The organism is Streptomyces sp. NPDC046915 (genome assembly GCF_040644935.1).
In the GTDB taxonomy this organism is placed as follows: Bacteria; Actinomycetota; Actinomycetes; order Streptomycetales; family Streptomycetaceae; genus Streptomyces.
Map to the genome: position 1 here is coordinate 177714 of NZ_JBEYXB010000017.1, position 26326 is coordinate 204039.

The 26326-nt window shown below is 71.7% G+C and carries 14 protein-coding genes and 1 pseudogene; 12 read left to right on the forward strand and 3 right to left on the reverse strand.

The genetic code is table 11. The annotated features are described in order from the left end of the window. Positions 1–12 precede the first annotated feature (12 nt). The 3 genes from ABZ915_RS35655 to ABZ915_RS35665 all read left to right on the forward strand — a co-directional run bounded on the left by ABZ915_RS35655 (position 13) and on the right by ABZ915_RS35665 (position 3940). The gene (locus ABZ915_RS35655) at positions 13–1431 is read left to right on the forward strand and encodes an FAD-dependent oxidoreductase (protein ID WP_361811971.1); all 1419 of its coding nucleotides are present in this window, start codon (positions 13–15) and stop codon (positions 1429–1431) included. Between the two features lie 121 nt (positions 1432–1552). Then, positions 1553–2011, forward strand: coding sequence for a hypothetical protein (locus tag ABZ915_RS35660; RefSeq protein WP_361811974.1), 459 nt, complete (start codon positions 1553–1555; stop codon positions 2009–2011). 114 nt (positions 2012–2125) lie between these two features. Then, positions 2126–3940 (forward strand): glycoside hydrolase family 18 protein, encoded by a 1815-nt coding sequence (locus ABZ915_RS35665; RefSeq protein ID WP_361811977.1) that lies wholly within the window; start codon positions 2126–2128, stop codon positions 3938–3940. A gap of 82 nt (positions 3941–4022) precedes the next feature. On the opposite strand, the pseudogene ABZ915_RS35670 reads toward ABZ915_RS35665, so the two are convergent. Both ABZ915_RS35670 and gabT read right to left on the reverse strand, forming a co-directional pair. After that, positions 4023–4538: pseudogene (locus tag ABZ915_RS35670) on the reverse strand (hypothetical protein); the annotation flags it as partial. Between the two features lie 474 nt (positions 4539–5012). Continuing rightward, positions 5013–6347 carry a 4-aminobutyrate--2-oxoglutarate transaminase gene (gene gabT, locus ABZ915_RS35675; protein ID WP_361811980.1) on the reverse strand — a complete coding sequence of 445 codons (1335 nt, stop codon included), beginning with the start codon at positions 6345–6347 and terminating at the stop codon, positions 5013–5015. 282 nt (positions 6348–6629) lie between these two features. Between gabT and ABZ915_RS35680 the strand changes: the two genes are divergently transcribed. From ABZ915_RS35680 to ABZ915_RS35690, 3 genes are all read left to right on the forward strand, one after another. Further along, positions 6630–9035, forward strand: a complete 2406-nt coding sequence (locus ABZ915_RS35680) for an ATP/GTP-binding protein (protein ID WP_361811983.1) — start codon at positions 6630–6632, stop codon at positions 9033–9035. 139 nt (positions 9036–9174) lie between these two features. After that, a complete protein-coding gene (locus ABZ915_RS35685; RefSeq protein WP_361811986.1) occupies positions 9175–10761 on the forward strand; it encodes a PucR family transcriptional regulator in 1587 nt (528 codons plus the stop codon). 522 nt (positions 10762–11283) lie between these two features. Then, the gene (locus tag ABZ915_RS35690; protein WP_361811989.1) at positions 11284–12729 is read left to right on the forward strand and encodes an aldehyde dehydrogenase family protein; all 1446 of its coding nucleotides are present in this window, start codon (positions 11284–11286) and stop codon (positions 12727–12729) included. Between the two features lie 82 nt (positions 12730–12811). On the opposite strand, the gene ABZ915_RS35695 is transcribed toward ABZ915_RS35690, so the two are convergent. Next, positions 12812–15661 carry a glycoside hydrolase family 3 C-terminal domain-containing protein gene (locus ABZ915_RS35695; RefSeq protein ID WP_361811992.1) on the reverse strand — a complete coding sequence of 950 codons (2850 nt, stop codon included), beginning with the start codon at positions 15659–15661 and terminating at the stop codon, positions 12812–12814. Positions 15662–16005: 344 nt separating this feature from the next. On the opposite strand from ABZ915_RS35695, the gene ABZ915_RS35700 reads away from it, so the two are divergent. The 6 genes from ABZ915_RS35700 (at position 16006) to ABZ915_RS35725 (ending at position 26313) form a co-directional block, all read left to right on the forward strand. After that, entirely contained in the window at positions 16006–17691 is a 1686-nt protein-coding gene (locus ABZ915_RS35700) for an extracellular solute-binding protein (RefSeq protein WP_361811995.1), read from the forward strand. Between the two features lie 27 nt (positions 17692–17718). Then, complete coding sequence (locus ABZ915_RS35705) at positions 17719–18753, forward strand: ABC transporter permease subunit (RefSeq protein WP_361811998.1); 1035 nt, start codon at positions 17719–17721, stop codon at positions 18751–18753. Further along, positions 18750–19685 (forward strand): carbohydrate ABC transporter permease, encoded by a 936-nt coding sequence (locus ABZ915_RS35710; protein WP_361812000.1) that lies wholly within the window; start codon positions 18750–18752, stop codon positions 19683–19685. The genes ABZ915_RS35705 and ABZ915_RS35710 overlap by 4 nt, the downstream gene beginning before the upstream one ends. A 273-nt stretch (positions 19686–19958) precedes the next feature. Further along, on the forward strand, positions 19959–22151 hold the full coding sequence (locus ABZ915_RS35715; RefSeq protein WP_361812003.1) for a 1,4-beta-glucanase: 2193 nt from the start codon (positions 19959–19961) through the stop codon (positions 22149–22151). Further along, entirely contained in the window at positions 22151–24118 is a 1968-nt protein-coding gene (locus tag ABZ915_RS35720) for a beta-galactosidase (RefSeq protein WP_361812006.1), read from the forward strand. Before ABZ915_RS35715 ends, ABZ915_RS35720 begins: the two co-directional genes overlap by 1 nt. Further along, entirely contained in the window at positions 24115–26313 is a 2199-nt protein-coding gene (locus ABZ915_RS35725; RefSeq protein ID WP_361812009.1) for a glycoside hydrolase N-terminal domain-containing protein, read from the forward strand. The genes ABZ915_RS35720 and ABZ915_RS35725 overlap by 4 nt, the downstream gene beginning before the upstream one ends. Positions 26314–26326: the final 13 nt, after the last annotated feature.

A 26326-nucleotide genomic window follows, 5' to 3' on the forward strand; every position in this document is an offset into this window, starting at 1 on the left:
GAGTTGAAAATCATGGCCCCAAGCGCCATGACCCGTTGGATCAAGTCTCTTTCCGAAGCACAGCCGGTCCCGTACTGGCTCGAAGACCCCGGCAAGCCCCACCCCGAGCCCGCTCTCACCGGCACCGAGACCTGCGATCTGCTGGTCGTCGGCGGCGGGTACAGCGGACTGTGGGCCGCGCTCAACGCCAAGGAGCGTGACCCGCAGCGGGACGTGGTACTGCTGGAGGGCCGTGAGGTGGGCTGGGCCGCCTCGGGCCGCAACGGCGGCTTCTGCGCCGCCTCGCTCACGCACGGACTGCCCAACGGCCTCACCCGCTGGCCGGACGAGATCCACACGCTCCAGAAGCTGGGCGAGCGCAACCTCGACGAGATCGAGGCGGCGGTCGCCCGGCACGGGATCGACTGCGACTTCGAACGCACCGGCGAGATCGACGTCGCCACCGAGACCTACCAGGCGTGGGAACTGCGCGACTGGTACAAGGAGCTCCAGGACAAAGGCCTCGCCGACGGCCTCGAGTTCCTCGACGCCGACGCCGTGCGCGAGCAGGTGAACTCGCCCACCTTCGAGGCGGGCCTCCACGACCGCCGGGGCGTGGCCATGCTGCACCCGGCCAAGCTCGCCTGGGGCCTCAAGCAGGCCTGCCTCCGGCTGGGCGTGCGGGTCTACGAGCACACACCCGCCCTGACCCTGAAGCCGTACGGCAGCGGCATGGCCGTGGGCACCCCGTACGGCACGGTCCGCGCCCGCCGGGTCGCGCTCGGCACGAACATCTTCCCCAGCCTGCTGCGGCGCGTGCGCTCCTACACGGTTCCCGTCTACGACTACGCGCTGATGACGGAGCCCCTGTCCGCCGACCAGCTGGCGTCGATCGGCTGGAAGAACAGACAGGGCCTCGGCGACTCGGCGAACCAGTTCCACTACTTCCGGCTGTCCGCCGACAACCGGATCCTGTGGGGCGGTTACGACGCGATCCACCACTACGGCGGCCGGGTCCGCGCCGAGTACGACGACCGCCCGGAGACCTACGCCAAGCTCGCCGGGCACTTCTTCACCTGCTTCCCGCAGCTGGACGGCGTCCGCTTCACGCACGCGTGGGGCGGCGCGATCGACACCTGCTCGCGCTTCTCGGCGTTCTTCGGCACCGCCCACCAGGGGAAGGTGGCGTACGCGGCGGGCTACACGGGCCTCGGCGTCGGCGCCACCCGCTTCGGCGCCGATGTGATGCTGGACCTGCTGGACGGGGAGCGCACCGAGCGGACGGAGCTGGAGATGGTCCGCAAGAAGCCGCTGCCCTTCCCGCCCGAGCCCTTCGCCTGGACCGGCATCGCCCTCACCAAGTGGTCCCTGGCCCGCGCGGACGCCCACGGAGGCCGTCGCAACCTCTGGCTGAGGACGATGGACCGACTGGGGCTGGGCTTCGACAGCTGACCGCCGGCGGTCGGCGGGCGGGTGTGGCCCGGTTCACTCCAACGGGGTGCCGGAACCCGCGTAATGCTCCCAGAAGACCTCCCTCTCCCTCGTGAACCACGGACGAGAGGGAGGTCTTCTGATGACTGGGGCCAAGACGGCGGTCGAGTGGCTGGCATCCGTCGCACCGGATCCCGAGGCCTGCCGCCGGGAATGGGAGCGCAACCCGCTGGGGGTCGCCCTGCTGCCCGCGGGCAAGGCCTGGGACGTGCTCATACTGCCGGGTGGGCTCGGCTACCCGACGCTGGACGTGCTCACTCGCCTCCTCGACCGACTCGGCCCGGTGCTCGCCGATTTCGGGGACTCACGGGTGGGCTTCCTGGTGCCGCCCGGCACCGCGGCGCGCTGGCTCGGCACCGGCATCCGCACCGCCGGGCCCGGCACCTGGATCGTCGTGCCGCACCCGGGCCGGGCGCCGCGGACCGTGCGCTGGCTGGTGCCACCGGACGGCTCCGGCACGCTGACCGACCCCACGCTGCTGGAACTGGCGATGCACGAGGCGGCGGCAGAGCTGGCCAGGGGCGAGGAAGGGGGCAGGTAGCGGCCTGGCACCCTGACAACAAGATTGGTCTGGACCAAAACCTTGACAACAGGATTGGTCTGGACCAAGTTGAGTGCGCTCCACCCTCCAACACCCCCACCTCCGGAGGCCCTTGTGGACCGCGCCAGACCCGACCGACGTCCCAGATCCGTTCTCGCCCTGCTCACGGCCGCGCTGCTGGCCGTACCCGGCATCACCACGCTCGCGTCGGCCGCCCGAGCGGCTGACGCGGATCTCGCGAGGAACGGCGGTTTTGAATCCGGTCTCGACGGGTGGGCCTGTACGGCCGGCACGACCGTCGGCTCACCCGTGCACAGCGGGAGTTCCGCACTCCAGGCGACCCCGGCCGGCAGTGACAACGCCCAGTGCGCGCAGACGGTATCCGTTCTGCCGAACTCGAAGTACACGCTGTCCGGGTATGTCCGCGGCTCCTACGTCTACCTCGGTGCGAACGGCACCGGCACCACCGACGTCTCCACCTGGACCCAGTCGGCCCCCGACTGGCAGAAGCTGACCACCAGCTTCACCACCGGCGCCGCCACGACGAAGGTGACCGTCTACACGCACGGCTGGTACGGCACCGGCGCCTACTACGCCGACGACATCTCCCTGACCGGCCCGGGCGCGAGCACCGGGCAGCCGCCCGCCGCGCCCACCGGCCTGAAGGCCGGCACGGTCACCTCGTCCTCCGTCGCCCTGTCCTGGTCGGCGGTGACGGGCGCGACCGGCTACGCGGTCTACCGTGACGGAGCCAAGGTGCAGACGGTGACCGGCGCTTCGGCCACCGTCACCGGGCTCTCCCCCTCCACCGCGTACAGCTTCCAGGTCACCGCGACCAACGACGCCGGCGAGTCCGCCCGATCGGCCGCCGTGACCGCGACGACCACGGCCGGCACCGGCGGCGGCTCGGGCGGTCTGCCCGGCCACGCCCTGGTCGGTTACCTCCACGCGAGCTTCGCCAACGGCTCCGGCTACACCCGCCTGGCCGACGTACCCGACAGCTGGGACGTCATCGACCTCGCCTTCGGGGAGCCGACCTCGGTCACCTCCGGCGACATCCGCTTCAACCGCTGCCCGGTCACCGAGTGCCCGAACGTCGAGAGCGACGCCGACTTCAAGGCGGCGATCAAGGCCAAGCAGGCGGCCGGCAAGAAGGTGCTGATCTCGATCGGCGGCCAGAACGGCCAGGTCCAGCTCACGACGGCGGCCGCCAGGGACACCTTCGTCTCCTCCGTCTCGAAGATCATCGACGACTACGGCCTCGACGGCCTCGACATCGACTTCGAGGGCCACTCGCTGTCCCTGAACGCGAACGACACGGACTTCAAGAATCCCACGACCCCCGTGATCGTGAACCTGATCTCGGCCCTGAAGACCCTGAAGGCCAGGTACGGCTCCAGGTTCGTGCTGACGATGGCGCCGGAGACCTTCTTCGTGCAGAACGGCTACCAGTTCTACGGCACCGGCAAATGGGGCGGCCAGGACCCGCGTTGCGGCGCGTACCTCCCGGTCATCCACGCCCTGCGCGACGACCTGACCCTGCTCCACGTCCAGGACTACAACTCCGGCCCGGTCATGGGACTGGACAACCAGTACCACTCCATGGGCGGCGCCGACTTCCACATCGCCATGACCGACATGCTGCTCACCGGCTTCCCGGTCGCCGGCGACCCGAACAACGTCTTCCCGCCCCTGCGCCCCGACCAGGTCGCGATCGGCATGCCCGCCTCGACGAACGCGGGCAACGGCTACGTCTCCCCGTCCGAGGTCACGAAGACCCTGGACTGCCTGACGAAGAGGACGAACTGCGGCTCGTACGCGACCCACGGGACCTGGCCGTCCCTGCGCGGCCTGATGACGTGGTCGGTGAACTGGGACCGCTACTCGAACTGGGAGTTCCAGAAGAACTTCGACGCCTACTTCGGCTGAGGGGGCCGTATCGGCCGAGCACGAGGGACAGGGCGGCCAGCAGCACCGCGCACAGGCACCAGCTGGCCACCACGTCCAGCGGCCAGTGCCAGCCCCGGCGGACCAGGCCGAAGGAGACGCCCAGGACGAGGGCCGCGCAGCCGCCGACGAGGATCCGGCGGGCGGCGGGGGAGCCGAGCCAGGGGCGGAGGAGCAGGGTCGCGGAACCGTACGCGATCCCCGCCGTCGCCGTATGACCGGAAGGGAAGTAGCCGACCCCCGGGAGCACCACGGGCGTCCCGGGCCGCGCGGTCCAGTCCTTCAGCGGTACGACGATCGCCGGGACCAGCGCCATGAGGACCGCCGCGGCCAGGGGCGGCAGCCACCACCGGTCCATACCGGTGGCGCGCCCCCGCCAGGCCGTGTACGCCACGGCGGCGACGAGCACCGGGACGGCGACCTGGACGTTGCCCAGGTCGGCCAGGGCCGCGGAGAACCTGTCCGGATGGACGAGAGCCGCACTCAGGCGCTCGTCCACCCCGATCAGCGGACCGTCGACCAGCACCTGCCAGGTGATGAGCGCGAAGAGCACGACGGGAAGGCCGAACAGGAGGGGCATGGGGGACAGCCTGCCAGCACGGGCGGACCATGTGGCCACCGGATGATTCCACCGGACGATTCACGGAGGCGCTCCGGCGCCGGTACGTGCTGCGTCAGCTCTGGCAGCAAGAAAGGAAGGAGGTCGGCCGCCCCGGAACAGGGGGGGTAGTTCCGGGGCGGCCGTCCGGACCGGAACGTCGCGCGCCCCGGGGGGTTTGGGGCGGGCGACTGTCCGATCGGTGAGGAGATCCGGAACCAAAGGCCCCGGTTGTGTGCGCGAGGGCACGACCAGGTCGAAGCTGGGGAGGCCCCGGCCTGATGTCGCCCACAGTCCCCTGTGGGCGGGGTGTATCTCTCATCTGGTTAGAACCTACGGCAGCGGGTGGCACCAGGACAGGTCCAATCGCGTCCCGTCATCCACCTCGCACACGTTCTTCACACCGCCTGCCGTAGCTGTGCGTCCGCTGTCCGTCACAGGTACGGACCAGCGGCTTCAGATCCGCGCGATGGCCTGCTCGATGATGTCGAGGCCCTCGTTCAGGAGGTCCTCGCCGATGACCAGCGGGGGCAGGAAGCGGAGCACGTTGCCGTAGGTGCCACAGGTCAGGACCAGCAGGCCCTCCTGGTGGCAGGCCTTGGCGAGCGCGGCGGTCGCCTCCGGGTTCGGCTCCTTGGTGGCGCGGTCCTTGACCAGCTCGATCGCGATCATGGCGCCGCGCCCGCGGACGTCACCGATGACGTCGAACTTGTCGGCCATGGCGGTCAGGCGGCCCTTCATGATCGCCTCGATGTTCTTCGCCCTGGCGTTGAGGTCGAGCTCCTTCATCGTCTCGATGGCGCCGAGCGCACCGGCGCAGGCGACCGGGTTGCCGCCGTAGGTGCCGCCCAGGCCACCCGCGTGCGCGGCGTCCATGATCTCGGCGCGGCCGGTGACGGCGGCGAGCGGCAGGCCGCCCGCGATGCCCTTGGCGGTGGTGATCAGGTCGGGGACGATGCCCTCGTCCTCGCACGCGAACCACTGGCCCGTGCGGCAGAAGCCGGACTGGATCTCGTCGGCGACGAACACGATGCCGTTGTCCGAGGCGAACTTGCGGATCGCGGGCAGGAAGCCCTTGGCCGGCTCGATGAAGCCGCCCTCGCCGAGCACCGGCTCGATGATGATCGCGGCCACGTTGTCCGGGCCGACCTGCTTGGTGATCTGGTCGATGGCCTGCGCGGCGGCCTCGGGGCCGGCGTTGTCCGGGCCGGTCGGCCAGCGGTAGGCGTAGGCGACCGGCACCCGGTAGACCTCGGGCGCGAAGGGGCCGAAACCGTGCTTGTACGGCATGTTCTTCGCCGTCAGCGCCATCGTCAGGTTGGTACGGCCGTGGTAGCCGTGGTCGAACACGACGACCGCCTGGCGCTTGGTGTACGCACGGGCGATCTTGACGGCGTTCTCGACGGCCTCGGCGCCGGAGTTGAACAGGGCGGACTTCTTGGCGTGGTCACCCGGGGTGAGCTCGGCGAGGGCCTCGGCGACCTCGACGTAGCCCTCGTACGGGGTGACCATGAAACAGGTGTGGGTGAAGTCGGCGAGCTGGGCGGAGGCCCGGCGTACGACGGCCTCGGCGGACGCGCCGACGCTCGTCACCGCGATACCGGAACCGAAGTCGATCAGACGGTTGCCGTCGACGTCCTCGATGATCCCGCCACCCGCGCGCGCGGTGAACACGGGCAGCACGGAGCCCACGCCCTGCGCGACCACGGCGGTACGGCGGGCCTGCAGCTCCTGCGACTTCGGACCGGGGATGGCGGTGACGACGCGGCGCTCCTGCGGAAGTGCGCTCATGGGGGGCTCCTGGTGGTTCTACGGCCTTGACGACTCTTGCCTTCTCTTCTCGCAGGCTAGGTCGGTGAGAGGGGGGTCGGCATGCTCCATGTGGGCGTTGTCAGGGGATGGTGTTGTCCGTGGTGGACATGGCGGTCCGGGCCCGCCCGCGAGGCGCCCCAGGGGCATCCACCCCTCAATCTTGGCCTTCTCTCGGCCGCGTAAGCGGTGAACTCCCCAGGCCGGGGCGTTAGATTGACATCGCTGATGGTGGACGGAACGGCTGCTCAGGGGGCAGGGGAGATGGACAGCGACGGGACGCAGGACGCGCGGGGTACGCATGCGAATCCTGTGCCGCGTCCGGCGGGACCGCAAGACGGCCCCGCCGTGCCGCCGCGGCCCGCGGGGCCCCCGCGGGCAACGGGCCCGCACGGCTTCGAGCAGCCGGCGCCGCAGCGTTCGGCCGTCGCCGACTGGCTCGACGAGCCGCGCCCGGCCACCGGACTCGGCATCTGGCGGTTCGGCTTCCGCCCCCCGAAGGGCGCGCGGTCACCCGACCGGCTTCCGCCGATCACGGTCGTCGGCCTGCTGATCCCGCTGGTCGTCGCCCTGCTCGTGTGGTCGCTGTGGCGGCACAGCGGGATTCCCTACCAGTGGGCCGTGCTCCGGCTGTTCACTCCGTCCGACTGGTGGTGGGGCGGCACCACCTCCCCCAAGGGGATGCAGGGCCACGAGGCCATCGTGGTCTACGACGGCGTCTTCTTCGCCCTGCTCGTCTACGCGGTCGGCCGGCTGGGCGGCTGGCCCGAGGTCGTACGGCACGTCGTCGGCCGGCGTCCGCAGCCCGTGCGGGCCCTGCTCGCCGCCCTCGGCGCGCTCGGTGCGCTGAGTCTGGTCTTCCCCGGAGCCTTCGGCGCCGGCTGGGACGCCGTGCCGGTCGTCGACCCGGTGTTCTCCCTCATCGTCCTGATCGCGGGCGGCTACGAGGTGTTCACCTCGCAGCTCCTCACCGACGGGCTGTACGCGCTCATCACCCTGCTGGTCCTGTGGCCGTTCGCCCGTGTGGGCGGCTGGTGGGCGTACGCGAAGGAGCGCGCGGCGCGCCGCCGGGCCGCGGCGGACCCGACGGCCCCACCGCCCCCGGACCTGCCGCGGTCGCAGTGGCCCGAGCTGCGCGACGCCGGACAGCACCAGGCGGCCGACGTGCTGACCGCCGAAGCGGCCGACGGCCGGATGAACGACGTGGACTGCGCCCGTATCGAACGCGTCTGGGCCGGGTCCAGGAGCGGGGCGCGCCTCGCGCACTTCACGGACACCGTGCTCCGGCAGGGCGCCGCGGCCTGGACCCACCCCTCCGGGGCCCGCGACCTGCCCGGCCGCACCGCACGGCACGACCTGCTCGAAGGCCAGGTGCGCATCGGACGATGGGCGCCCGGAGAGCGGACGCCACGTGCCTACCACGGAGCCGGCGCGGCCGTCGGCCCGGACGTCCTCGGCACCTCCCTCCTGCTGGTGGGGCCGCCGGGAGCGGGCAAGACCCGGCATGTGATCGAACCGGTGACCGAGGCGCTGGCGCTCCAGGCGCTCACCGGCCGGTGCGCGATGGTCGCGGTCTCCGCCACCGGCTCCCCGCTCGCCCCGGACGCGGCCTTCGACGTCGTCGTCCGGATCGGCGACCCCACCTCCTTCCACGACCTCGACCCCTACGCGGAGGCCGACGACCCGGACGAAGCCGCCGCGTTCCTCGCCGAGGCACTGGTCGGAGACCTCGACACCGTCAGCAGCCAGAGCGCCGCCACCGCGCTGGCCCAGCTGATCGGCCCCTACCGCGCCGTGCACGGGCACTTCCCGCCGCTGCCGGTCCTGCGCGACCTGCTGGAGGGCGACCAGCCGGCACTGTCGGCCCTGCGCGACGCGCTCATGGGCGACGGGCACGCCGCGATGCGCCGCGAACTCGACGCCCGGATGCGGCAGACCGGCGGCGCGGTCGACGTCGGCCCGGTCCTCGCCGACCGGCTCGCGCTGCTGGACCGGCCCGTCTTCGCCGAGTTCTTCGGCGCCGGGGACCAGATCCGTCCCTTCTCCCTGCGCGCGGTGGCCCACCACCCGCTGCGCGTCCGCATCGACCTGCCCGAGCGCGGTCACGAGGAGGCCGCCCGCCTGATCACCCGGCTCGTCCTCGCCCAGTTCAGCACCGTCGTACGGGAGACCCGGCCGGCCCACTTCGCCTGTCTCGTCCTGGACGACGCCACCGGGACGATCACCGGCGAGTCGGTGCGCCGCATCCAGCGCCTGCGCTCCCTGAACGCCGGAGTCGTCCTGTCCCTGCGCACCATCGCCGACGTGCCCGAGGCGCTGCACGGCCCGCTGCTGGGTGCCGTCGGCTGCCGCATGGCCTTCTCCGGCGTGACCACCTGGGACGGCAGCCGTTTCGCGCACTCCTGGGGAACCGAATGGGTGGAGACGAAGGAGGTCGCCAAGCACACCGTCTTCGCCGACCAGCCGATGACCCGGGCTCTTCACTCGCTGCGCAAGCTCGTCACCGGAAAGGCCGTGACCACGGACGCCGTGACCGTGAAGCAGGTGGAGCGGGAGCGCTGGTCGGCCTCCCAACTGGCCCACGAGGTGCCCCCGGGCCACGCGGTGCTGTCGCTGACCGACGTGAGGGGCGAGCACGCCCCGCCGCTGCTGGTGGATCTGCGTGGTTGACGTCCGTCCAGAGGCGCCAGAGGTACGTACATAAGGTCAGCGGGTGACCGTACGGTGAGGCAGAATCGGCATAGGCCGTTCATACGTCACGGCCAAAAGATCACAACGATCACCCGATCTCCCCAGACCTGAAGGCCTCATGCCCCCGACGCTCGCCTCGCTCGTCCACCACTCCGCGCTCAAGCTCACCGTGCGCGCGGGCGAGGACCGCCTGGACGTGCCCGTCCGCTGGGCCCACGTCAGCGAGCTCGCCGACCCCGTGCCCTACATGGAGGGCGGGGAGCTGCTGCTGATCACCGCGCTCAAGCTGGACGCCGAGGACCCGGACACGATGCGGCGATATGTGAAGCGGCTGGCCGACGCGGGCGTCGTCGGGCTCGGCTTCGCCGTCGGCGTGAACTACGACGAGATCCCCAAGGCCCTCGTCGACGCCGCCGAAGAGGAAGGGCTGCCGCTGCTGGAGGTGCCCCGCCGCACCCCCTTCCTCGCGATCAGCAAGGCGGTGTCCGCCGCCATCGCCGCCGACCAGTACCGGGCGGTGACCGCCGGATTCGCCGCCCAGCGGGAACTGACGAGGCAAACGCTCAACGCCGGCCCCGAGGGGCTGCTCGGCGCGCTCGCCACACAGGTCGACGGCTGGGCCGCGCTGTACGACGCCTCGGGCGCCGTCGTCGCCACCGCGCCGGAGTGGGCCGGGCGGCGGGCCACCCGGCTCACCGCGGACGTGGAGCGGCTGCGGGACCGGCCCGCGCCCGCCTCCTCGGTGGTCGGCCTCCCGGACCACGACGACCGGGTCGAGCTGCACACCCTCGGCACCGGGCGGCGACCGCGCGCGGCGCTCGCCGTGGGCACGGCCGCCGCCCTCGGCACGGCCGAGCGGTACGCCGTCCACTCCGCCATCGCCCTGCTCACCCTCACCACCGAACGTTCCCGGTCGCTGCACGCGGCCGAGCAGCGGGTCGGCGCGGCCGTGCTGCGCATGCTGCTCGCCGGGGAGCCGGACCATGCGCGGGCCGTCGCAGGCGACCTGTACGGCGGGCTCCTCGACGCCCCGTTCCGGATGATCGTCGCCACCACGCTCACCGCCGCCGACGCGGGCCGGGACCCGCTGGGCGGGCTGGCCGAGACGTTGGAGTCCGCCGCGGCCCGTTCCGGGGAGGCCGTGCTGATCGTGCCGGAGGGCGAGCGGCTGGTGGTGCTCGCCGCGGACGGCGGCGCCGCGGTGGCGGCCTGCGCGGAGTACGCGGCCGCCCTGGAGACGGCGCGGACCGCGCCGGAACAGGGCGGCGCCGACGACGGCGGCGAGCTGGTCGTGGGGCTGTCCGCCCCCGCCGGGCCGATCGCCGCCGCGGCCGCCTACAAGCAGGCCGAGCAGGCACTGTCCGTCGCCCGCCGGCGGGGCCGGGTGCTGGTCGAGCACGAACAGCTGGCGGCCGGCTCGGTACTGCCGCTGCTGGCCGACGACGCGGTGAAGGCCTTCGCGGACGGGTTGCTGCGCGCGCTGCACGAACACGACGCGACGGGCCGCGGCGACCTGGTCGCCTCCCTCCGCGCCTGGCTCTCCCGGCACGGCCAGTGGGACGCGGCGGCGGCCGACCTCGGCGTCCACCGCCACACGCTCCGCTACCGGATGCGCCGCGTCGAGGAAATCCTCGGCCGCTCCCTGGACGACCCGGACGTCCGCATGGAACTGTGGCTGGCCCTCAAGGCCACGTCGACGGAGTGAGCCGTGCGGGGGGCTGGGTGGCGCGGCTCCCCTCTCAGCCCGTCCGGCGCCCGACGCCGAGGCGGTCCACTTCGCTGGGGGCACCGCCCCCGGACCCCCGGCCTATGCCCACACACCACCCGTGCGAGTGGGCTGGAAGGCGCGGCTCCCCTCTCCCACCGCGGCCCGCTCTTATCAGCCTGTCCGGCGTTTGAGGAGGAGGCCGCTCAGGCCGACGGGGTCCGGGGCGGAGCCCCGGGCGGGGTGCAGGGGCGGAGCCCCGCGGGGGTCCAGGGGCGGAGCCCCGCGGGGGTCCAGGGGGCGCAGCCCCCGGCGGGGTCGAAGGGGCGGAGCCCCTGGGGACGGGAAGGGCAGGGGCGGCGGGGGCGAGGAAAACGCGGCCTCGGCCTCGACCCCGCCAAACCGGCGTACAGCCAACCCGCACCCGTACGACTCGGACAAGCGCTCTCCCGCCGCCCCCGCCCTACCGTGGACCCGAGCACCCCAGCCACACCCCCGAAACGGAAGGGCCGGAACACGCACATGACTTCCACCCACGCCTTCTGGCTCGCCGGCCGCCAGGTCACCGGCGAGGACACCTTCGACGTCACCTCCCCCTGGGACGGCCGACTGGTCGGCAAGGTCAGCCTGCCCACGGACGCCCAGGTCGAAGAGGCCGTCGCCGCCGCCCACGCCGTCCGCGAGGACTTCGCCGCCACCCCGGCCCACATCCGCGCCGCCGCCCTCGACCACGTCAGCAAGCGCCTCGCCGAGCGCACCGAGGAGATCGCCCAGCTGATCTCCGCCGAGAACGGCAAGCCCATCAAGTGGGCTCGGGGCGAGGTCGGCCGCGCCGTCTCCGTCTTCCGGTTCGCCGCCGAGGAGGCCCGCCGCTTCAACGGCGGCGAGGCCCAGCGCCTCGACACCGACGCCGGCGGCCAGGGCCGCCTCGCGCTCACCCGCCGCTTCCCCAAGGGCGTCGTCCTCGGCATCGCGCCGTTCAACTTCCCGCTGAACCTGTGCGCCCACAAGGTCGCCCCGGCCATCGCCGCCGGCGCCCCGATCATCCTCAAGCCGGCGCCCGCCACCCCGCTCTCCGGCCTGATCATCGGCGACCTGCTCGCCGAGACCGACCTGCCGGCCGGTTCCTGGAGCATCCTCCCGGTCTCCAACGACCGCATGCCCGCCCTCGTCCAGGACGAGCGGCTGCCGGTGATCTCCTTCACCGGTTCCGAGAAGGTCGGCTACGCGATCATGGACTCGGTGCCGCGCAAGCACTGCACCCTGGAGCTGGGCGGCAACGGCGCAGCGGTCGTCCTCGGCGACTACGCCTCCGACGCGGACCTCGACTGGGCCGCCACCCGCATCGCCACCTTCTCCAACTACCAGGGCGGCCAGTCCTGCATCTCGGTGCAGCGCGTGATCGTCGACGCCTCCGTCCACGACCGTCTCCTCCCGCGCATCGTCGCCGCCGTCGAGGCCCAGGTCACCGGCGACCCGGCCGACGACAAGACCGACGTCGGCCCGCTGGTCAGCGAGGACGCCGCCAAGCGTGTGGAGTCGTGGGTGAAGGAAGCGGTCGAGGCCGGCGCCACCCTCCTCACCGGTGGTGACCGCGACGGCGCCTCCTACGCGCCGACCGTGCTCACCGACGTACCGGCCGGTGTGACCATCTCCTGCGAGGAGGTCTTCGGGCCCGTCCTCACCGTGCAGAAGGTGGACGGCGAGGCCGCGGCCTTCGCCGCCGTCAACGGCTCCAAGTACGGCCTCCAGGCGGGCGTGTTCACGCACGACCTCCAGACCGCCTTCCGCGCCCACCGCGCCCTCGAGGTCGGCGGCGTGGTCGTCGGCGACGTCCCGTCCTACCGCGCCGACCAGATGCCGTACGGCGGCGTCAAGCAGTCCGGCGTGGGCCGCGAGGGCGTGAGGTTCGCGATGGACGACTACACGTACGAGCGCGTGCTGGTCCTCACCGGGCTCGCCCTCTAGTCGCCCCGAGCGCCCCGAAGGGGCCCGGCACCGATGCCTTCCGGTGCCGGGCCCCTTCTTTGTGCCGGCTTCGTCCGGACCCTCAACCGGAGAAGCCGACGCGCGCGAGCCGCACCGGGCCGCGCAGTCCGATGTGCACGTCGTGCACGCCCTCGGCGACGATCCCGGCGCCGAGCGAGATGTAGTCGTACGGGCCGGGCGTGGGCTCCTCGAGCGTCAGGGCCGCCAGCGCCGGGCCGCCGTCCAGCGACAGCTCGACCACGCCCTCACCCGCCACCTGGACCGTCACCTCCGTCACGCCGTCGCCGAAGTCGCAGTCGCGGTAGACCAGTTCGCCGGTGCCTCCGTCCGCCGGCGTCACCGCGTCACCCGACACCTTCGTACGGTCCACCAGAGCGACGCCGGACTGCTCGTCGAAGTCGGCCGCCTCCAGGCCGCGCCGGAGCACCGCGCGCGGGGCGGCGGGCTCGCCGTCCAGGAGAACGGTCGTGCGCAGCCGGACGTCCGTGCTGGAGGCGCCGACGAGGAGGTCGTACGGGCCCTGCTCCCGGCGCCACCGGCCCTGCGCCACGTCCCAGAACTCGAAGGCGGACAGGGGCACCTCGAAGCTCAGCTCCGCCCGCTCGCCCGGGGCCAGGGTGACCCGGCGGTGGGCGGCCAGCTCACGGCGCGGGCGGACGGACGACGGGTCCACCGCGCGGGTGTAGAGCTGGGCGACCTCGTCCGCCGGGACGTCACCGGTGTTCGTGACCGTGAACGACACGCGCACCGCGTCGTCCGCCACCCGGACCGCCAGGTCGGCATGGGTGAAGGACGCGTACGACAGGCCGTGGCCGAAGGGGAAGAGGGGCGTTCCCTCGAAGTACAGGTACGTCTGCCGGGCGCCGATGACGTCGTAGTCGAGCAGGTCGGGCAGGTCGGCGTCGGCCGCGTACCAGGTCTGCGGGAGACGGCCCGCGGGGGAGACGTCACCGGCCAGGACCCGGGCCAGGGCGGTGCCGGCCGCCTGCCCGCCGTGCGCGGTCCACAGCACGGCGGGCAGCCGCGCGACGTCCACCGCGTACGGGTACGCCGAGACCAGCACCAGCACCGTGTTCGGGTTCGCGGCCCGCGCCGCGCGCAGCAGCCGCTCCTGGTGGGCGGGCAGGTTCAGAGTCGTACGGTCCTCGGTCTCGCGGCCGTTGATGTGCGGGTCGTTGCCCGCCACCACCACGACCACGTCGGCCTCGCCGGCCACCCGGGTCACCGCCTCCTCGCCCCGCTCGGCGAAGACGACCTCGAAGACCTCGCCGGCCGAGCCGGCCGTGTCGGCAACCTTCACGCCGTCGGCGGCGACACACACCTGGCGACCCGTACCGATGTGCTTCAGGAGGTGACCGTCCCGGTGGGGTTCCAGACGGAACGTCTCCTGCACGACCCAGCCGCCCGGCTGGTCGGCCGACGCGCGGACATGGCCGTCCTCGGCGACCGACAGACAGCGGCCGTCGGGTGCGCGCAGCGTCAGCACGCCCTCGCCCCAGTCGACGAGCGCGAACTCGGTGCCGGTGGCGTCGGTGGTGAGCGCGGGCAGGTCGGTGCGGCCGGCGAGCAGGGCCGGGTCCAGGGCGCCCGCGGCGCCGCGCACCTCGTCCGAGGTCTCCGGAGCGGGCGGTACGTGCAGGAACGTACCGGCGGCGGTCTTGAGCAGGACCCGGTCCACGCCCTCCGCGAACTCCACCCGCTCCGCGCCGAACCGCTCGTACAGGCCCTCCAGAGGAGTGGACCGGTGCAGGAGCGTGCCGCTGTACCAGTCCAGCTTGCACTCGTCGGCGAGCAGACCGACCACGGCGACCCGGGTGTCCGGGGCGAGGGGCAGCAGGTCGTCGTCGTTCTTGAGCAGTACCACCGCCTGCTCGGCCGCCTCCCGGGCGAGTGCGCGGTGTCCCGGGGTGTCGAACTCGCCGGTGCCCAGGTGGGGATCGTAGTGCGGGTCGAACTCGCCGAGCCGGAAACGGACCGACAACTGACGGCGGACGGCGGTGTCGATGTCGGACTCCGTCAGCAGGCCCCGGCCGAGGGCCCCGCGCACCCGCGCGACGATCCGCGAGCTGTCCGTGCCGTGGTCGGTGAAGCTGTCGACGCCGGCCAGCAGGGCGGCCGCGGTGGCCTCCTCGTGGGTGTCGAAGTAGTGCTCGGCGTCGACCAGGTTCGAGGGCGCGCCCGCGTCCGAGCAGACCAGGAGGTCCTCGTCGGTCCAGGCGCGCAGCTGCTCGCGCAGTTGCGGGGAGAGGTGGTTGGGACGCCCGTTGACCAGGTTGTAGGCGGGCATCACCCCGGCCACCGCGCCCGCCCTGACCGTCTCCTCGAAGGCCCGCAGGTCGTACTCGCGCAGCACGCGCGGGCGGACGGAGGCCGAGGAGGTGGCCCGGTCGGTCTCGTTGTTGTGGGCGAGCCAGTGCTTGAGGACCGGCGCGGTGCGCCAGTAGGTCGGATGATCCCCGCGCAGGCCGTGCGTGTACGCCGTGGCGATCGCCGAGGTCAGCTTCGGGTCCTCCGAGTAGCCCTCCTCGTTGCGGCCCCACAACGGGTGGCGCAGCAGATTGACGGTCGGGGACCAGACGTTGAGGCCGACCCGGTCGTCGCGGGCGCGCATCGCCCGCACCTCCTTGGACACCGCCTCGCCGACCCGGCGGACGAGGTCCGGGTTCCAGGTCGCGCCGAGACCCACCGCCTGCGGGAACACCGTCGCCGGGCCCATCCACGCCACACCGTGCAGCGCCTCCTGACCGGTGCGGAACGCGGCGATGCCGAGCCGTTCCACGGCGGGCGCGAACTGGTGCAGGAAGGCGACCTTCTCGTCCAGTGTGAGCCGCGCCAGCAGGTCGTCGATGCGCTTCGCGAACGGCAGTTGCGGATCGCGGAATGGCGGCGCGGGCGGCAGGTGTTCGGTCACGGGCGGGTTCCCCTTGGGATGGAACGACAAGGCGCTTTCGAAGCGCTTCGATGCTCATTCGACAACCGGGTGGGTGTCAAGACTCCCTGGGACAACAACTCGGACTTCTCACTGACATTTCAAGCCGCATATGAGGCCGTGCGGATCGGCGGGCACCCCGGAGGAATCTTGGAATCGACCCTTGTGCACCCCCAGGTGTTCACTTAACCTCGCAGCAACATCGAAGCGCTTCGACGACTCGCCAGAGCAGCTGCGAACCGCTTCAGCTCAGCCAGTTCCACTCGAGACACCGCAGCCGACGGCCTCCCGCCGGGTGTCCTGGTGTGCCATGAAGGGTTGACGCAATGACGCCGAACGCCGCCTCCGCTCCCAGCCGGAGAAGCTTCCTCGCCTCCACGGCGGTCGCCGCCGCAGCGGTGGCGGGAGGGATGCCGCTGCTGACGGCCTGCGGAGGGTCGGACAGCGGGTCGCGGGACGGGACCACTTCGGGCAAGGCTGCCAAGAAGATCCTGCCCGCCTACGTGGCCAGCAGCGTGGTGAAGCCGGACATCCCGTCCAAGAACGGCTCGGCGATGGGCTTCACCACCAAGCTCGACGTCGACACCCTCAAGACCTCGGTGTCGAAGAAGCTCGGCAAGGGCGGCAAGGTCACCATCATGTCGCCGTTCTGGGGCTCCCCGCCCAAGCAGGACAACCCCTACTACACGTCGATGAACGCGCTGACCGGTGTCGACGTCCAGTGGCGCAACCAGGACGGCAACACCTACGACCAGAAGCTCGGCGCGGTGCTCGCCTCCAGCGACATCCCGGACGTGGTGGTGATCCCCGGCTGGAACATGACCGGCCGGATACCCAGCGCCATCATCGGCAAGTTCGCCGACCTCGGCCCCTACCTGTCGGGGGACAAGGTCAAGGAGTACGCGAACCTCGCGGCGATCCCCAGCGACGCCTGGCAGCGCTCCATCTTCGGCGGCAAGCTGCTGGGCCTGCCGATGCCCGCCCCGTATGTCCAGAACATCGTGCCCCTCTACCGTCAGGACATCTTCGACAAGGAGGGCTACGAGGTCCCGAAGTCCGCCGACGAGTTCACGGCCCTGTGCAAGGAGATCAACGCTCCCAAGGCCAAGCGGTGGGCCTGCGGTGACATGAAGTGGACCGCGTTCAACACCTTCGGCGTGATCAGCGGCGGGGAGAAGACGCTCGGCTGGACCGTGGTCGACGGCAAGATGATCAACCGGATCGAGACCCCCGAGTACCTTGAAGCGCTGGAGTGGGCGCGCAAGCTGATGGCCGCCGGCTACGTCCATCCCCAGTTCAAGCTGGGCAAGAGCCAGATCGGCGACCCGGCACCCCTGTTCGCCGCCGGCGAGTTCCTGATCTGGAACGACGACATCTCCAACTGGTACGGGCGGCAGGCCTCCCAGATCACCCAACACCCCGACTTCAAGGTCTGGGGCATGGACCTCTGGGCCCACGACGGCGGTGACCCGAAGTTCTGGGCCGCGAACCCGGCCTCCATCTTCGCCTTCGTCAACAAGAAGGCCTCCGAGTCCGTCATCCACGACGTGCTGGCGGTCGCCAACATCACCGCGGCGCCGTACGGCACCAAGGAATGGATGATGACCAACTACGGCGTCGAAGGCACGCACTACACGGTCAAGGACGGTCTGCCCGTCAAGAACGACAAGGGCAACAACGAGGTCCTCAACGCCTTCGTCATGGTCGCGAGCCCCGCCGCGACCATCGCGCACCCCGACCTCCCCAACTACACCAAGGGCATGGTGGAGTGGCAGCAGCGGGTCGGCTCCTTCACCAGGAAGTCGTCCTTCTGGGGCCTACAGGTCACCGAGCCCTCCCGGTACACCAACCTCATGGACAACTTCGAGCAGCTCGAGGACGACATCGTCCGCGGCCACAAGAAGATCAGCGACATGCAGCAGGCCATCTCCGACTGGAAGAGCAGGGGCGGCGACAAGCTGCGCGACTGGTACAAGAAGCTGCTCGACGAGAACGGCTCGGCGGCGAGCTGATCAGGCTCCGAGGCAAGGAGAACAGCCGTGTCCCACAGCACGGTGCCTCGCAGCGGTGCCGAGGCCAGCATGCTCGAGAAGACCCCGGGGACGTCCGCCGACGCCACCGGCATCCGGGAGAAACAAGGCTCCGGCAAGCTGAGCTTCCGGCTCAGGTTCAGACGCGACCGCGTGCTGATCCTCATGACACTGCCGGCCGTCGTGCTGCTCCTGGTCTTCAACTACCTGCCGATCCTCGGTAACGTCGTCGCCTTCCAGGACTACGACCCCTACATCAGCGACAATGGCATCGTCTCCATCCTGCACAGCCCCTTCGTGGGCCTGCAGAACTTCCAGGAGATCTTCGGGGATTCCGCCTTCTGGAGCGCCGTCCAGAACACGCTGGTGCTGTTCTTCGTTCAGCTCGTGCTGTTCTTCCCGATCCCGATCGTCCTCGCGCTGCTCATCAACAGCGTGGTCCGGCCCCGGGTACGGGCGGTCGCGCAGGCCGTTCTCTATCTGCCGCACTTCTTCTCCTGGGTGCTGGTCATCGCCGTCTTCCAGCAGATGTTCGGCGGCGCGGGCATGCTCTCCCAGCTGCTGCGACAGCACGGGTACAACGGTCTCGACATCATGACCGACCCGAACACCTTCCCCTTCCTGGTCACCGCGCAGAGCGTGTGGAAGGACGCCGGGTGGGGGATCATCGTCTTCCTCGCCGCGCTGGCCTCGGTTTCCCAGGACCTGTACGAGGCCGCCGCGATGGACGGCGCCGGACGCTGGCGCCGCATGTGGCACGTCACGCTCCCCGCCCTGCGCCCGGTGATCGCCCTGCTCCTCGTGTTGCGCGTCGGCGACGCCCTGACCGTCGGGTTCGAACAGATCCTGCTGCAACGCGATGCCGTCGGACCGGACGCCGGGGAGATCCTCGACACCTTCGTGTGGTGGAACGGCGTGCACAACCAGAACTTCGGCTACGCGGCCGCCGCCGGTCTGGTCAAGGGCGTGGTCAGCATCGGCCTGGTCCTCGCCGCGAACAAGGTGGCCCATCTCATGGGCGAGCAGGGGGTGTACAAGAAGTGACCACCGTCATCGACAAACCGGCGAGCAGGCCGAACCGGTGGGCCGCGCCCGAGCGCCCTGCGTGGGAGGAGGAGCCGTCCAAGGCCGGCCTCGCGGGCAAGGGCCTGGTCCTGTCGTTCGCCTGCCTGGCGGTCCTCTTCCCGCTGTGGATCGTGGTCGTCACCAGCCTCTCCTCGCGGAAGACCATCGACGAGGCGGGCGGCCTGGTGATCGTGCCCAAGGGCATCACCTTCATCGCCTACAAGGAGTTGCTCAGCGGCGGCCAGGTCACCCGGGCCACGGTCATCAGCATCCTCATCACGCTGGTCGGCACGCTGTTCTCGATGACGGTGTCCGTCCTGTGTGCCTACGGTCTGTCGCGCAGCGGCTCGCTCGGGCACCGCTGGATCCTGATGACGCTGCTGGCGACCATGTTCTTCAGCGCCGGCCTCATCCCCACCTATCTGCTGGTGCAGTCCCTCGGCCTGATGGACTCCTACCTCGCGCTGATCCTGCCGAGTGCGGTGAGCGTCTTCAACATACTGGTGCTGCGCGGCTTCTTCACGGGGATCTCCCAGGAACTCATCGACAGCGCGCGCATCGACGGCGCCGGTGAATTCCGGATCCTCTGGCAGATCGTCATGCCGCTGTCGCGGGCCGTCCTCGCGGTGATCACGCTGTTCTACGCCGTCGGGTACTGGAGCGCCTGGTTCAACGCCTCGATCTACCTGAACGACCAGGACAAGGTGCCGTTGCAGAACGTCATGATCCAGCTCGTGCAGAGGCAGCAGCAGCCGGTCGGTCTGGGCCAGGCCATCAGGACCGGTCAGTTGTCGGGGTTGGCCATCCAGATGGCGGTCATGGTGATGGCCCTGCTTCCCGTCGCCTTCCTGTCCCCCTTCGTCCAGAAGCACTTCAAGAAGGGCATGCTCACCGGTGCCGTGAAGGGCTGAAGCCCGAGCGGGTTGGGCGCCGTCGGGGTGCCGGTCGCGTTTCGTCTGCGGCTCCGTCGTGGCTGGTCGCGCAGTTCCCCGCGCCCCTTGGTCGGTGCGGTTGGCGCCCGCCGGGCAGCGCGGCCTGCGTAGCTGCGTGCAGTCGTGCCGCTTGGGCGGCACGGGTGGGCGCAGCGGCACCCCGCCGGCGTGGGCAAGCGGACCGCCCCACTCAGCACCCACCCCGGCCACCTCCCGAACCCGGATCCCGACCCCGACCCAGCGAGGTACCCCATGCACGCCTCCCCCCTGAGCCGTCGAACCGTCCTCGCCGGAACGGCGGCCGCGGCCGCCGCGGCGACGGTCCCCGCACTCCCGGGCAGCGCCCGCGCCGCCGAAGCCACGCCCCCCGCGTACCGCTGGCGCAACGCGGTGATCGGCGGCACCGGCTTCGTCACCGGTGTGCTGTTCCACCCGACCGTACGCGGCCTCGCCTACGCCCGTACCGACATCGGCGGCGCCTACCGCTGGGACGGGCGTGCGGCCCGCTGGATCCCGCTGACGGACCAGCTCGGCTGGGACGACTGGAACCTCCTGGGGGTGGAGGCCCTGGCGGTCGACCCGGCGCACCCGGACCGGCTGTACCTGGCGCTCGGCACCTACGCCCAGTCCTGGGCAGGCAACGGCGCCGTGCTGCGCTCCGAGGACCGGGGGGCCACCTGGAAGCGCACCGACCTGAGCGTGAAGCTGGGCGGTAACGAGGACGGGCGGGGGACCGGGGAGCGGCTCCTGGTGGACCCGCGCGACTGCGACACCCTCTGGCTGGGCACCCGCCACGACGGACTACTCAAGTCCGCGGACCGAGGGGCGAGTTGGGCAGCCGTCAGCGACTTCCCGGCGCAGCCCAGCCCCTCCGGGCAGGGCGTCACCCTCCTCGTCGCCGCCGGACGCGCCGTGTACGCGGGCTGGGGCGACGGCGGCGGCACCTCCGCCAACCTGTACCGCACGACCGACGGCACCAGTTGGGAGGCCGTCCCCGGGCAGCCCGCCGGCACCGCCGCCAAGGTGCCGGTCCGGGCCGCGTACGACCGGCACACTCGCGAGCTGTACGTGACGTACGCCGACGCACCCGGGCCCAACGGGCAGTCCGACGGCAGTGTGCACAAGCTCGCCACCGTCACCGGGACATGGGCCGAGGTCACCCCGGTGAAGCCGGGAGGCACGGACACCTTCGGCTACGGCGGGGCCGCCGTCGACGCCCGCCGCCCCGGCACCGTCGTCGTCTCCACCAACAACCGCTGGGCGGCCGTGGACACCCTGTTCCGGACCACCGACGGCGGCCGTACCTGGACGTCCCTGAAGGACTCCGCTGTCTTCGATGTGTCCGAGACTCCCTTCCTGAAGTGGGGCGGGGACCAGCCCAAGTTCGGCTGGTGGATCCAGGCCGTCGCCGTCGACCCGTACGACTCCCGGCATGTCCTTCACGGCACCGGCGCCACCCTCTACGGCACACGGGACCTGAAGCACTGGGCCCCGCGGATCCGCGGCCTGGAGGAGACGTCCGTGACCCAGCTGATCTCGCCCCCGGTCGGGGAGGCGCACCTGATCAGCGGGTCCCGGGACATCGGCGTCATGTACCACGAGCGGCTCAGCGCCTCGCCGTCGCGCGGCATGGCCACGAATCCCGTGTTCGGGTCGGCGACGGGACTCGCGCAGGCCGCGGGCAGACCGTCGTACGTCGTCCGAGCCGGCTGGGGCGACAACGGCAACGGCGCCTGCTCGAACGACGGCGGACGGACCTGGGCGCCCTTCGAGGCCCAGCCCTCCATCGCCCACGACGCACCAGGGCCGATCGCCACCAACGCCGACGGCAGCGTGCTGCTGTGGTCCTTCGTGCACTGGGACGGCACGAAGTACGCGGCGCACCGCTCGGCGGACAACGGCGCGACCTGGTCCGAGGTCTCCTCCTTCCCGAAGGGCGCCACGCCGGTCGCCGACCCGGCCGACCCGACGCTCTTCTACGCGTACGACACCGACACAGGAACCGTATACGCCAGCACTGACAGTGGCCGTTCCTTCACGGACCGTGCGACCGGGCTGCCCTCCGGGGACAGCCAGTTCCAGCTGGTCGCGGCGCCGGGCAGGTCCGGTGACCTGTGGCTGAGCGGCAAGTGGAACGGTCTCTACCGATCCACCGACGGGGGCGGCACCTTCGCCAAGGCCGGCAGCTGCTGGGCCGCGTACACCCTCGGCTTCGGCAAGGCGGCCGACGGCGCGGAGTATCCCGCGCTCTACCTGGTCGGCTCCACCGGGACGATCACCGCCGTGTACCGCTCCGACGACGAGGCGAAGACCTGGGCCCGGATCAACGACGACGCCCACCAGTGGGGCTGGACCGGCCAGACCGTCACCGGCGACCCGCGCATCCACGGCCGCGTCTACCTCGCCACCAACGGCCGCGGCATCCAGTACGGGGAGCCGGTCTGATGCCGGAGCTCGCGCACGCGACCCGCGGCCGCATCCTCTTCGGCGGCGACCACAACCCCGAGCAGTGGCCCGAGGAGACCTGGTACGAGGACGTCCGGCTGATGAAGGAGGCGGGCGTCAACTCCGTCACCCTCGGCGTCTTCTCCTGGGCGAAGCTGGAACCGGAGCCGGGCGCCCGGGAGTTCGGCTGGCTGGACCGGCTCATGGACCTCATGCACGAGCACGGCATCGGTGTCGTCCTCGCCACCCCCACCTCCTCCCCGCCCCCGTGGCTGGGCCGCCTGCACCCGGACACCCTGCCCCGCGACGCCGACGGCCGCGTCGAGTGGTGGGGCGGCCGGCAGCACTTCGCGCACTCCAGCGCCACCTACCGCCGCTACGCCGCCGCCATCACCGAGGACCTCGCCGCCCGCTACGGCACCCACCCGGCGCTCACCATGTGGCACATCAACAACGAGTACTGCACCTACGACTACGGCGACGAGGCCGCCGCCGCCTTCCGCCGCTGGCTGCGCGGGAAGTACGGCAGCCTCGACGCCCTCAACACCGCCTGGGGCACCGCCTTCTGGAGCCAGGGCTACGACACCTGGGACGGCATCCTGCCCCCGCGCCACGCCCACTACCTGAACAACCCCGCCCAGGTGCTGGACTTCCGCCGCTTCACCTCAGACATGCTGCTGGAGTGCTACGCCGCCGAGCGCGACATCGTCCGCCGGCACACCCCGGACATCCCGGTCACCACCAACTTCATGCCGCTGTTCTTCGGCCAGGACGCCTGGCGCTGGGCCGAGGAGGAGGACGTCGTCTCCGTCGACCTCTACCCCGACCCGCGCGATCCCCTGGGCGCCCAGCACGGCGCGCTGGTCCAGGACCTGACCCGCTCCCAGGCGGGCGGTCCCTGGATGCTGATGGAGCAGGCGGCGGGGCCGGTCAACTGGCGCGGGGTGAACCACCCCAAGCCCAGGGGCCTCAACCGCCTGTGGTCCCTCCAGGCCGTCGCCCGGGGCGCGGACGCCGTCTGCTATTTCCAGTGGCGCCAGTCCCGGCAGGGCGCGGAGAAGTTCCACTCCGGGATGGTCAGCCACGCGGGCGAGCACGGCCGCACCTTCCAGGAGGTCAAGCGGCTCGGCGCCGAGCTGGCGAAGATCGCGCCGCGGGTGACCGGCCGGCACGTCACCGCGGACATCGCGATCCTGCACGACTGGCACGCCTGGTGGGCCGGCGCCCAGGACGGCCGCCTCTCCACCGAGGCCGGCCACCCGACCGTCCTGCACGCCTGGCACCGCGCCCTGTGGGAGTCCCACCTCACCACCGACTTCGCCCACCCCGAGCACGACCTGTCCGCCTACAAGTGCGTCGTCGTGCCGCAGCTGTACCTCCTCACGGACGCAGCGATCGACAATCTCCTCGCCTACGCGGACGGCGGCGGCACCCTCGTCTGCGGCTTCCTCACCGGCGTCGCCGACGAGGACGACCGGGTGCGCCCCGGCGGCATGGACGCCCGGCTGCGCGAGCTGTTCGGCATCCGCACGCTGCACGAATGGTGGCCGCTGGACGCGGGGGAGATCGTCGAGTGCGACGGCTTCCGGGGCACGCTGTGGTCGGAGGAGATCGAGGCCGCCGACACCGTCGCCGAGACGATCCCCTACGAGGGCGGCGAACTCGACGGACTGCCGGCCGTACTGCGCCGGGGCCGCGCCTGGTACGTCTCCACCCTCCCGGAGCCGGAGGCGCTGCGCGGTCTGCTTGCCCGGATCGCCGACGAGGCGGGCGTCCGCCCGGTGCTCGACGGTCTGCCCGCGGGGGTCGAGGCCGTCCGGCGCGGCGAATCGCTGTTCCTGCTCAACCACGGGCGCGAGCCGGTCACCGTCGAGGTGCCCGGCACCCATCACGACCTGCTCACAGGGGCTACTGTCACCGATCGGATCGCGCTCGGACGCTATGGAACGGCGGTACTGGCACCTTGAGGCAGGAACTCGCGCACGGAACCTGGGAACCCCTCCCGGCCACCCGCTGGGAGGACGGCTTCCTGAGCGGCAACGGCCGCCACGGCACCCTTGCGTTCGGTGACCCGAACGACGACCGGGTGATCGTCACCCATCACACCCTGGTCCGCCCCAACGGCGGCGAGGACGCACGCCCGCCCCGGCTGGCCGCCGAACTGCCGGCCCTCCAGGACCGGTTGCTCGCCGGCGAGCTCACCGCCGCCGAGGACTTCACCGACGGCCGCGCGCTGCAATGGGTGCAGCCCTTCCACCCGGCCTTCCAGATCCGGCTGCGCAGGCCCTCCGGCGCCTGCCACGGCTATCGCCGCTCCGTGGACTTCACCACCGGCGAGACGATCGCCGAGTGCGCGGACTTCGACAGCCGCGTCTTCGTCTCCCGCGCCGACGACCTGATCGTCCACTCCGTCACGGCGCCCGCCCTCGCCCTCGACATCAGCCTGGACCCCCGGCTGCCGAACGCGCCCGCCGGGCTCGGCGTCGGCGACGGCGCGCTCCTCACCCCCGAGGGCGCTCTGCTCACCCTGGGCGCCCGCTACCCGGACAGCGACCGCGCCTACGCCGGGGTGACCCTCGTCGTGGTCACGGGCGGCACGACGAGCCTCGCCCCGCCCGGTGTACGCGTCACGGGCGCCGAGTCGGTGCTGCTCCTCACCCGGGTCCGCCGCCACACGGGAGAGCTGGACACGGTGGCCGAGGCCCGGGAGCTGCGGGAGGCGTGGGACGAGCAGTCGTACGGCACCCTCCTCGCCCGGCACGTCTCCCTGCACCGCACCGCCTACGAACGCGTCACCCTGGACCTCGCCGCCGACCCGGACGAACGCACGCTGCCCGGCTCGGAGTTGCTCAAACACCCGCACAGCGCCGCCCTCCTGGAGCGGCTCTTCGCGGCCGGCCGCTACCACCTGCTGTCCTCGGCCGGCCTCAACCCGCCCCGCCTCACGGGCCTGTGGACCGGCGACTGGAACACCGCCTGGTCCGGAGCGTTCACCAACGACGCCAACCTCAACCTCCAGACCGCCTCCGCGTCGGCCGCCGCCCTCCCGGAGGTCACCGAGGCGCTCGCCGGTCTCGTCGGGCGGCAGCTCCCCGACTGGCGGGAGAACGCCAGGGCCGTCTTCGGGGCCCGGGGCGCCGTCGCCCCCGCGCACACCGACGGCGAGTCCGGGCTGACGTACCACTTCAGCCGCGAGTACCCGCTGCACCTGTGGACCGCCGGCGCCGACTGGCTGCTCAAGCCCCTCGTCGACCACGACGAGACCCGCGGCGAACGCGATCCGCGCACCGCCGCCGTCCTCGCCGAGACCGCCCGCTTCTACGAGGACTTCCTCACCCGCACCGACGACGCCGGCCACCTGGTCGTCGTCCCCTCCTACTCACCCGAGAACCGCCCCGCCGGCGCCAGTTGGGGCGCGATCAACGCGGCCATGGACCTCTCGGCGGCCCGCCACGCCCTGCGGACGGCGGCCGGCCACCACCCGGACACCCCCGACGCCGACCGCTGGCGCGCCCTCGCCGACCGGCTCCCGCCCCACCGGATCAACACCGACGGTGCCCTCGCCGAATGGGCCTGGCCGGGCCTGGACGACACCTACGACCACCGCCACCTCAGCCACCTCTACGGCGTCTGGCCCCTCGACGAGATCAACCCCTACGACACCCCGCACCTGGCCGCCGCGGCCCACCGCGCCCTGGAACTGCGCGGCGCCGAGAACGACTCCGCCCACGGCCACCTCCACCACGCCCTGATCGCGGCCCGCCTCCGGGACGGCGACCGGGTCGCCCGCGCGCTCGCGAACGTGCTGGACGGCGACTTCTTCCACGCCTCCCTGATGAGCGCCCACTACCCGGGCCGCGACGTCTACAACGCGGACGCCGCCCACACCCTGCCCGCCGTGCTGATCGAGATGCTGGTGCACTCCACCCCCGACCGCCTGATCCTGCTGCCCGCGCTCCCGGCCGCGTACCCGCAGGGCCGGATCCGGGGTGTACTCACCCGGTTCGGCGCGGAGCTGGACCTCACCTGGAGCCGCGAGACGGCCACCGCGGTGCTGCGCCCCACCCGCAGTCACCGCGTCGAACTCAGGACTTCCTCCGGCGCACAGCCGCTCGACCTGGTCGCCGGAGAAGACCGCGTCCTCACCCTGGGGACGTGGTAACCCCGCGCAATCC

Excerpts from the sequence above, each read along its gene's own strand:
- gabT (WP_361811980.1), bottom strand. The coding sequence starts at position 6,347 with ATGAGCGCACTTCCGCAGGAGCGCCGCGTCGTCACCGCCATCCCCGGT.
- ABZ915_RS35685 (WP_361811986.1), top strand. The coding sequence starts at position 9,175 with ATGCCCCCGACGCTCGCCTCGCTCGTCCACCACTCCGCGCTCAAGCTC.
- ABZ915_RS35660 (WP_361811974.1), top strand. The coding sequence starts at position 1,553 with ATGACTGGGGCCAAGACGGCGGTCGAGTGGCTGGCATCCGTCGCACCG.
- ABZ915_RS35700 (WP_361811995.1), top strand. The coding sequence starts at position 16,006 with ATGACGCCGAACGCCGCCTCCGCTCCCAGCCGGAGAAGCTTCCTCGCC.
- ABZ915_RS35680 (WP_361811983.1), top strand. The coding sequence starts at position 6,630 with ATGGACAGCGACGGGACGCAGGACGCGCGGGGTACGCATGCGAATCCT.
- ABZ915_RS35690 (WP_361811989.1), top strand. The coding sequence starts at position 11,284 with ATGACTTCCACCCACGCCTTCTGGCTCGCCGGCCGCCAGGTCACCGGC.
- ABZ915_RS35715 (WP_361812003.1), top strand. The coding sequence starts at position 19,959 with ATGCACGCCTCCCCCCTGAGCCGTCGAACCGTCCTCGCCGGAACGGCG.
- ABZ915_RS35655 (WP_361811971.1), top strand. The coding sequence starts at position 13 with ATGGCCCCAAGCGCCATGACCCGTTGGATCAAGTCTCTTTCCGAAGCA.
- ABZ915_RS35720 (WP_361812006.1), top strand. The coding sequence starts at position 22,151 with ATGCCGGAGCTCGCGCACGCGACCCGCGGCCGCATCCTCTTCGGCGGC.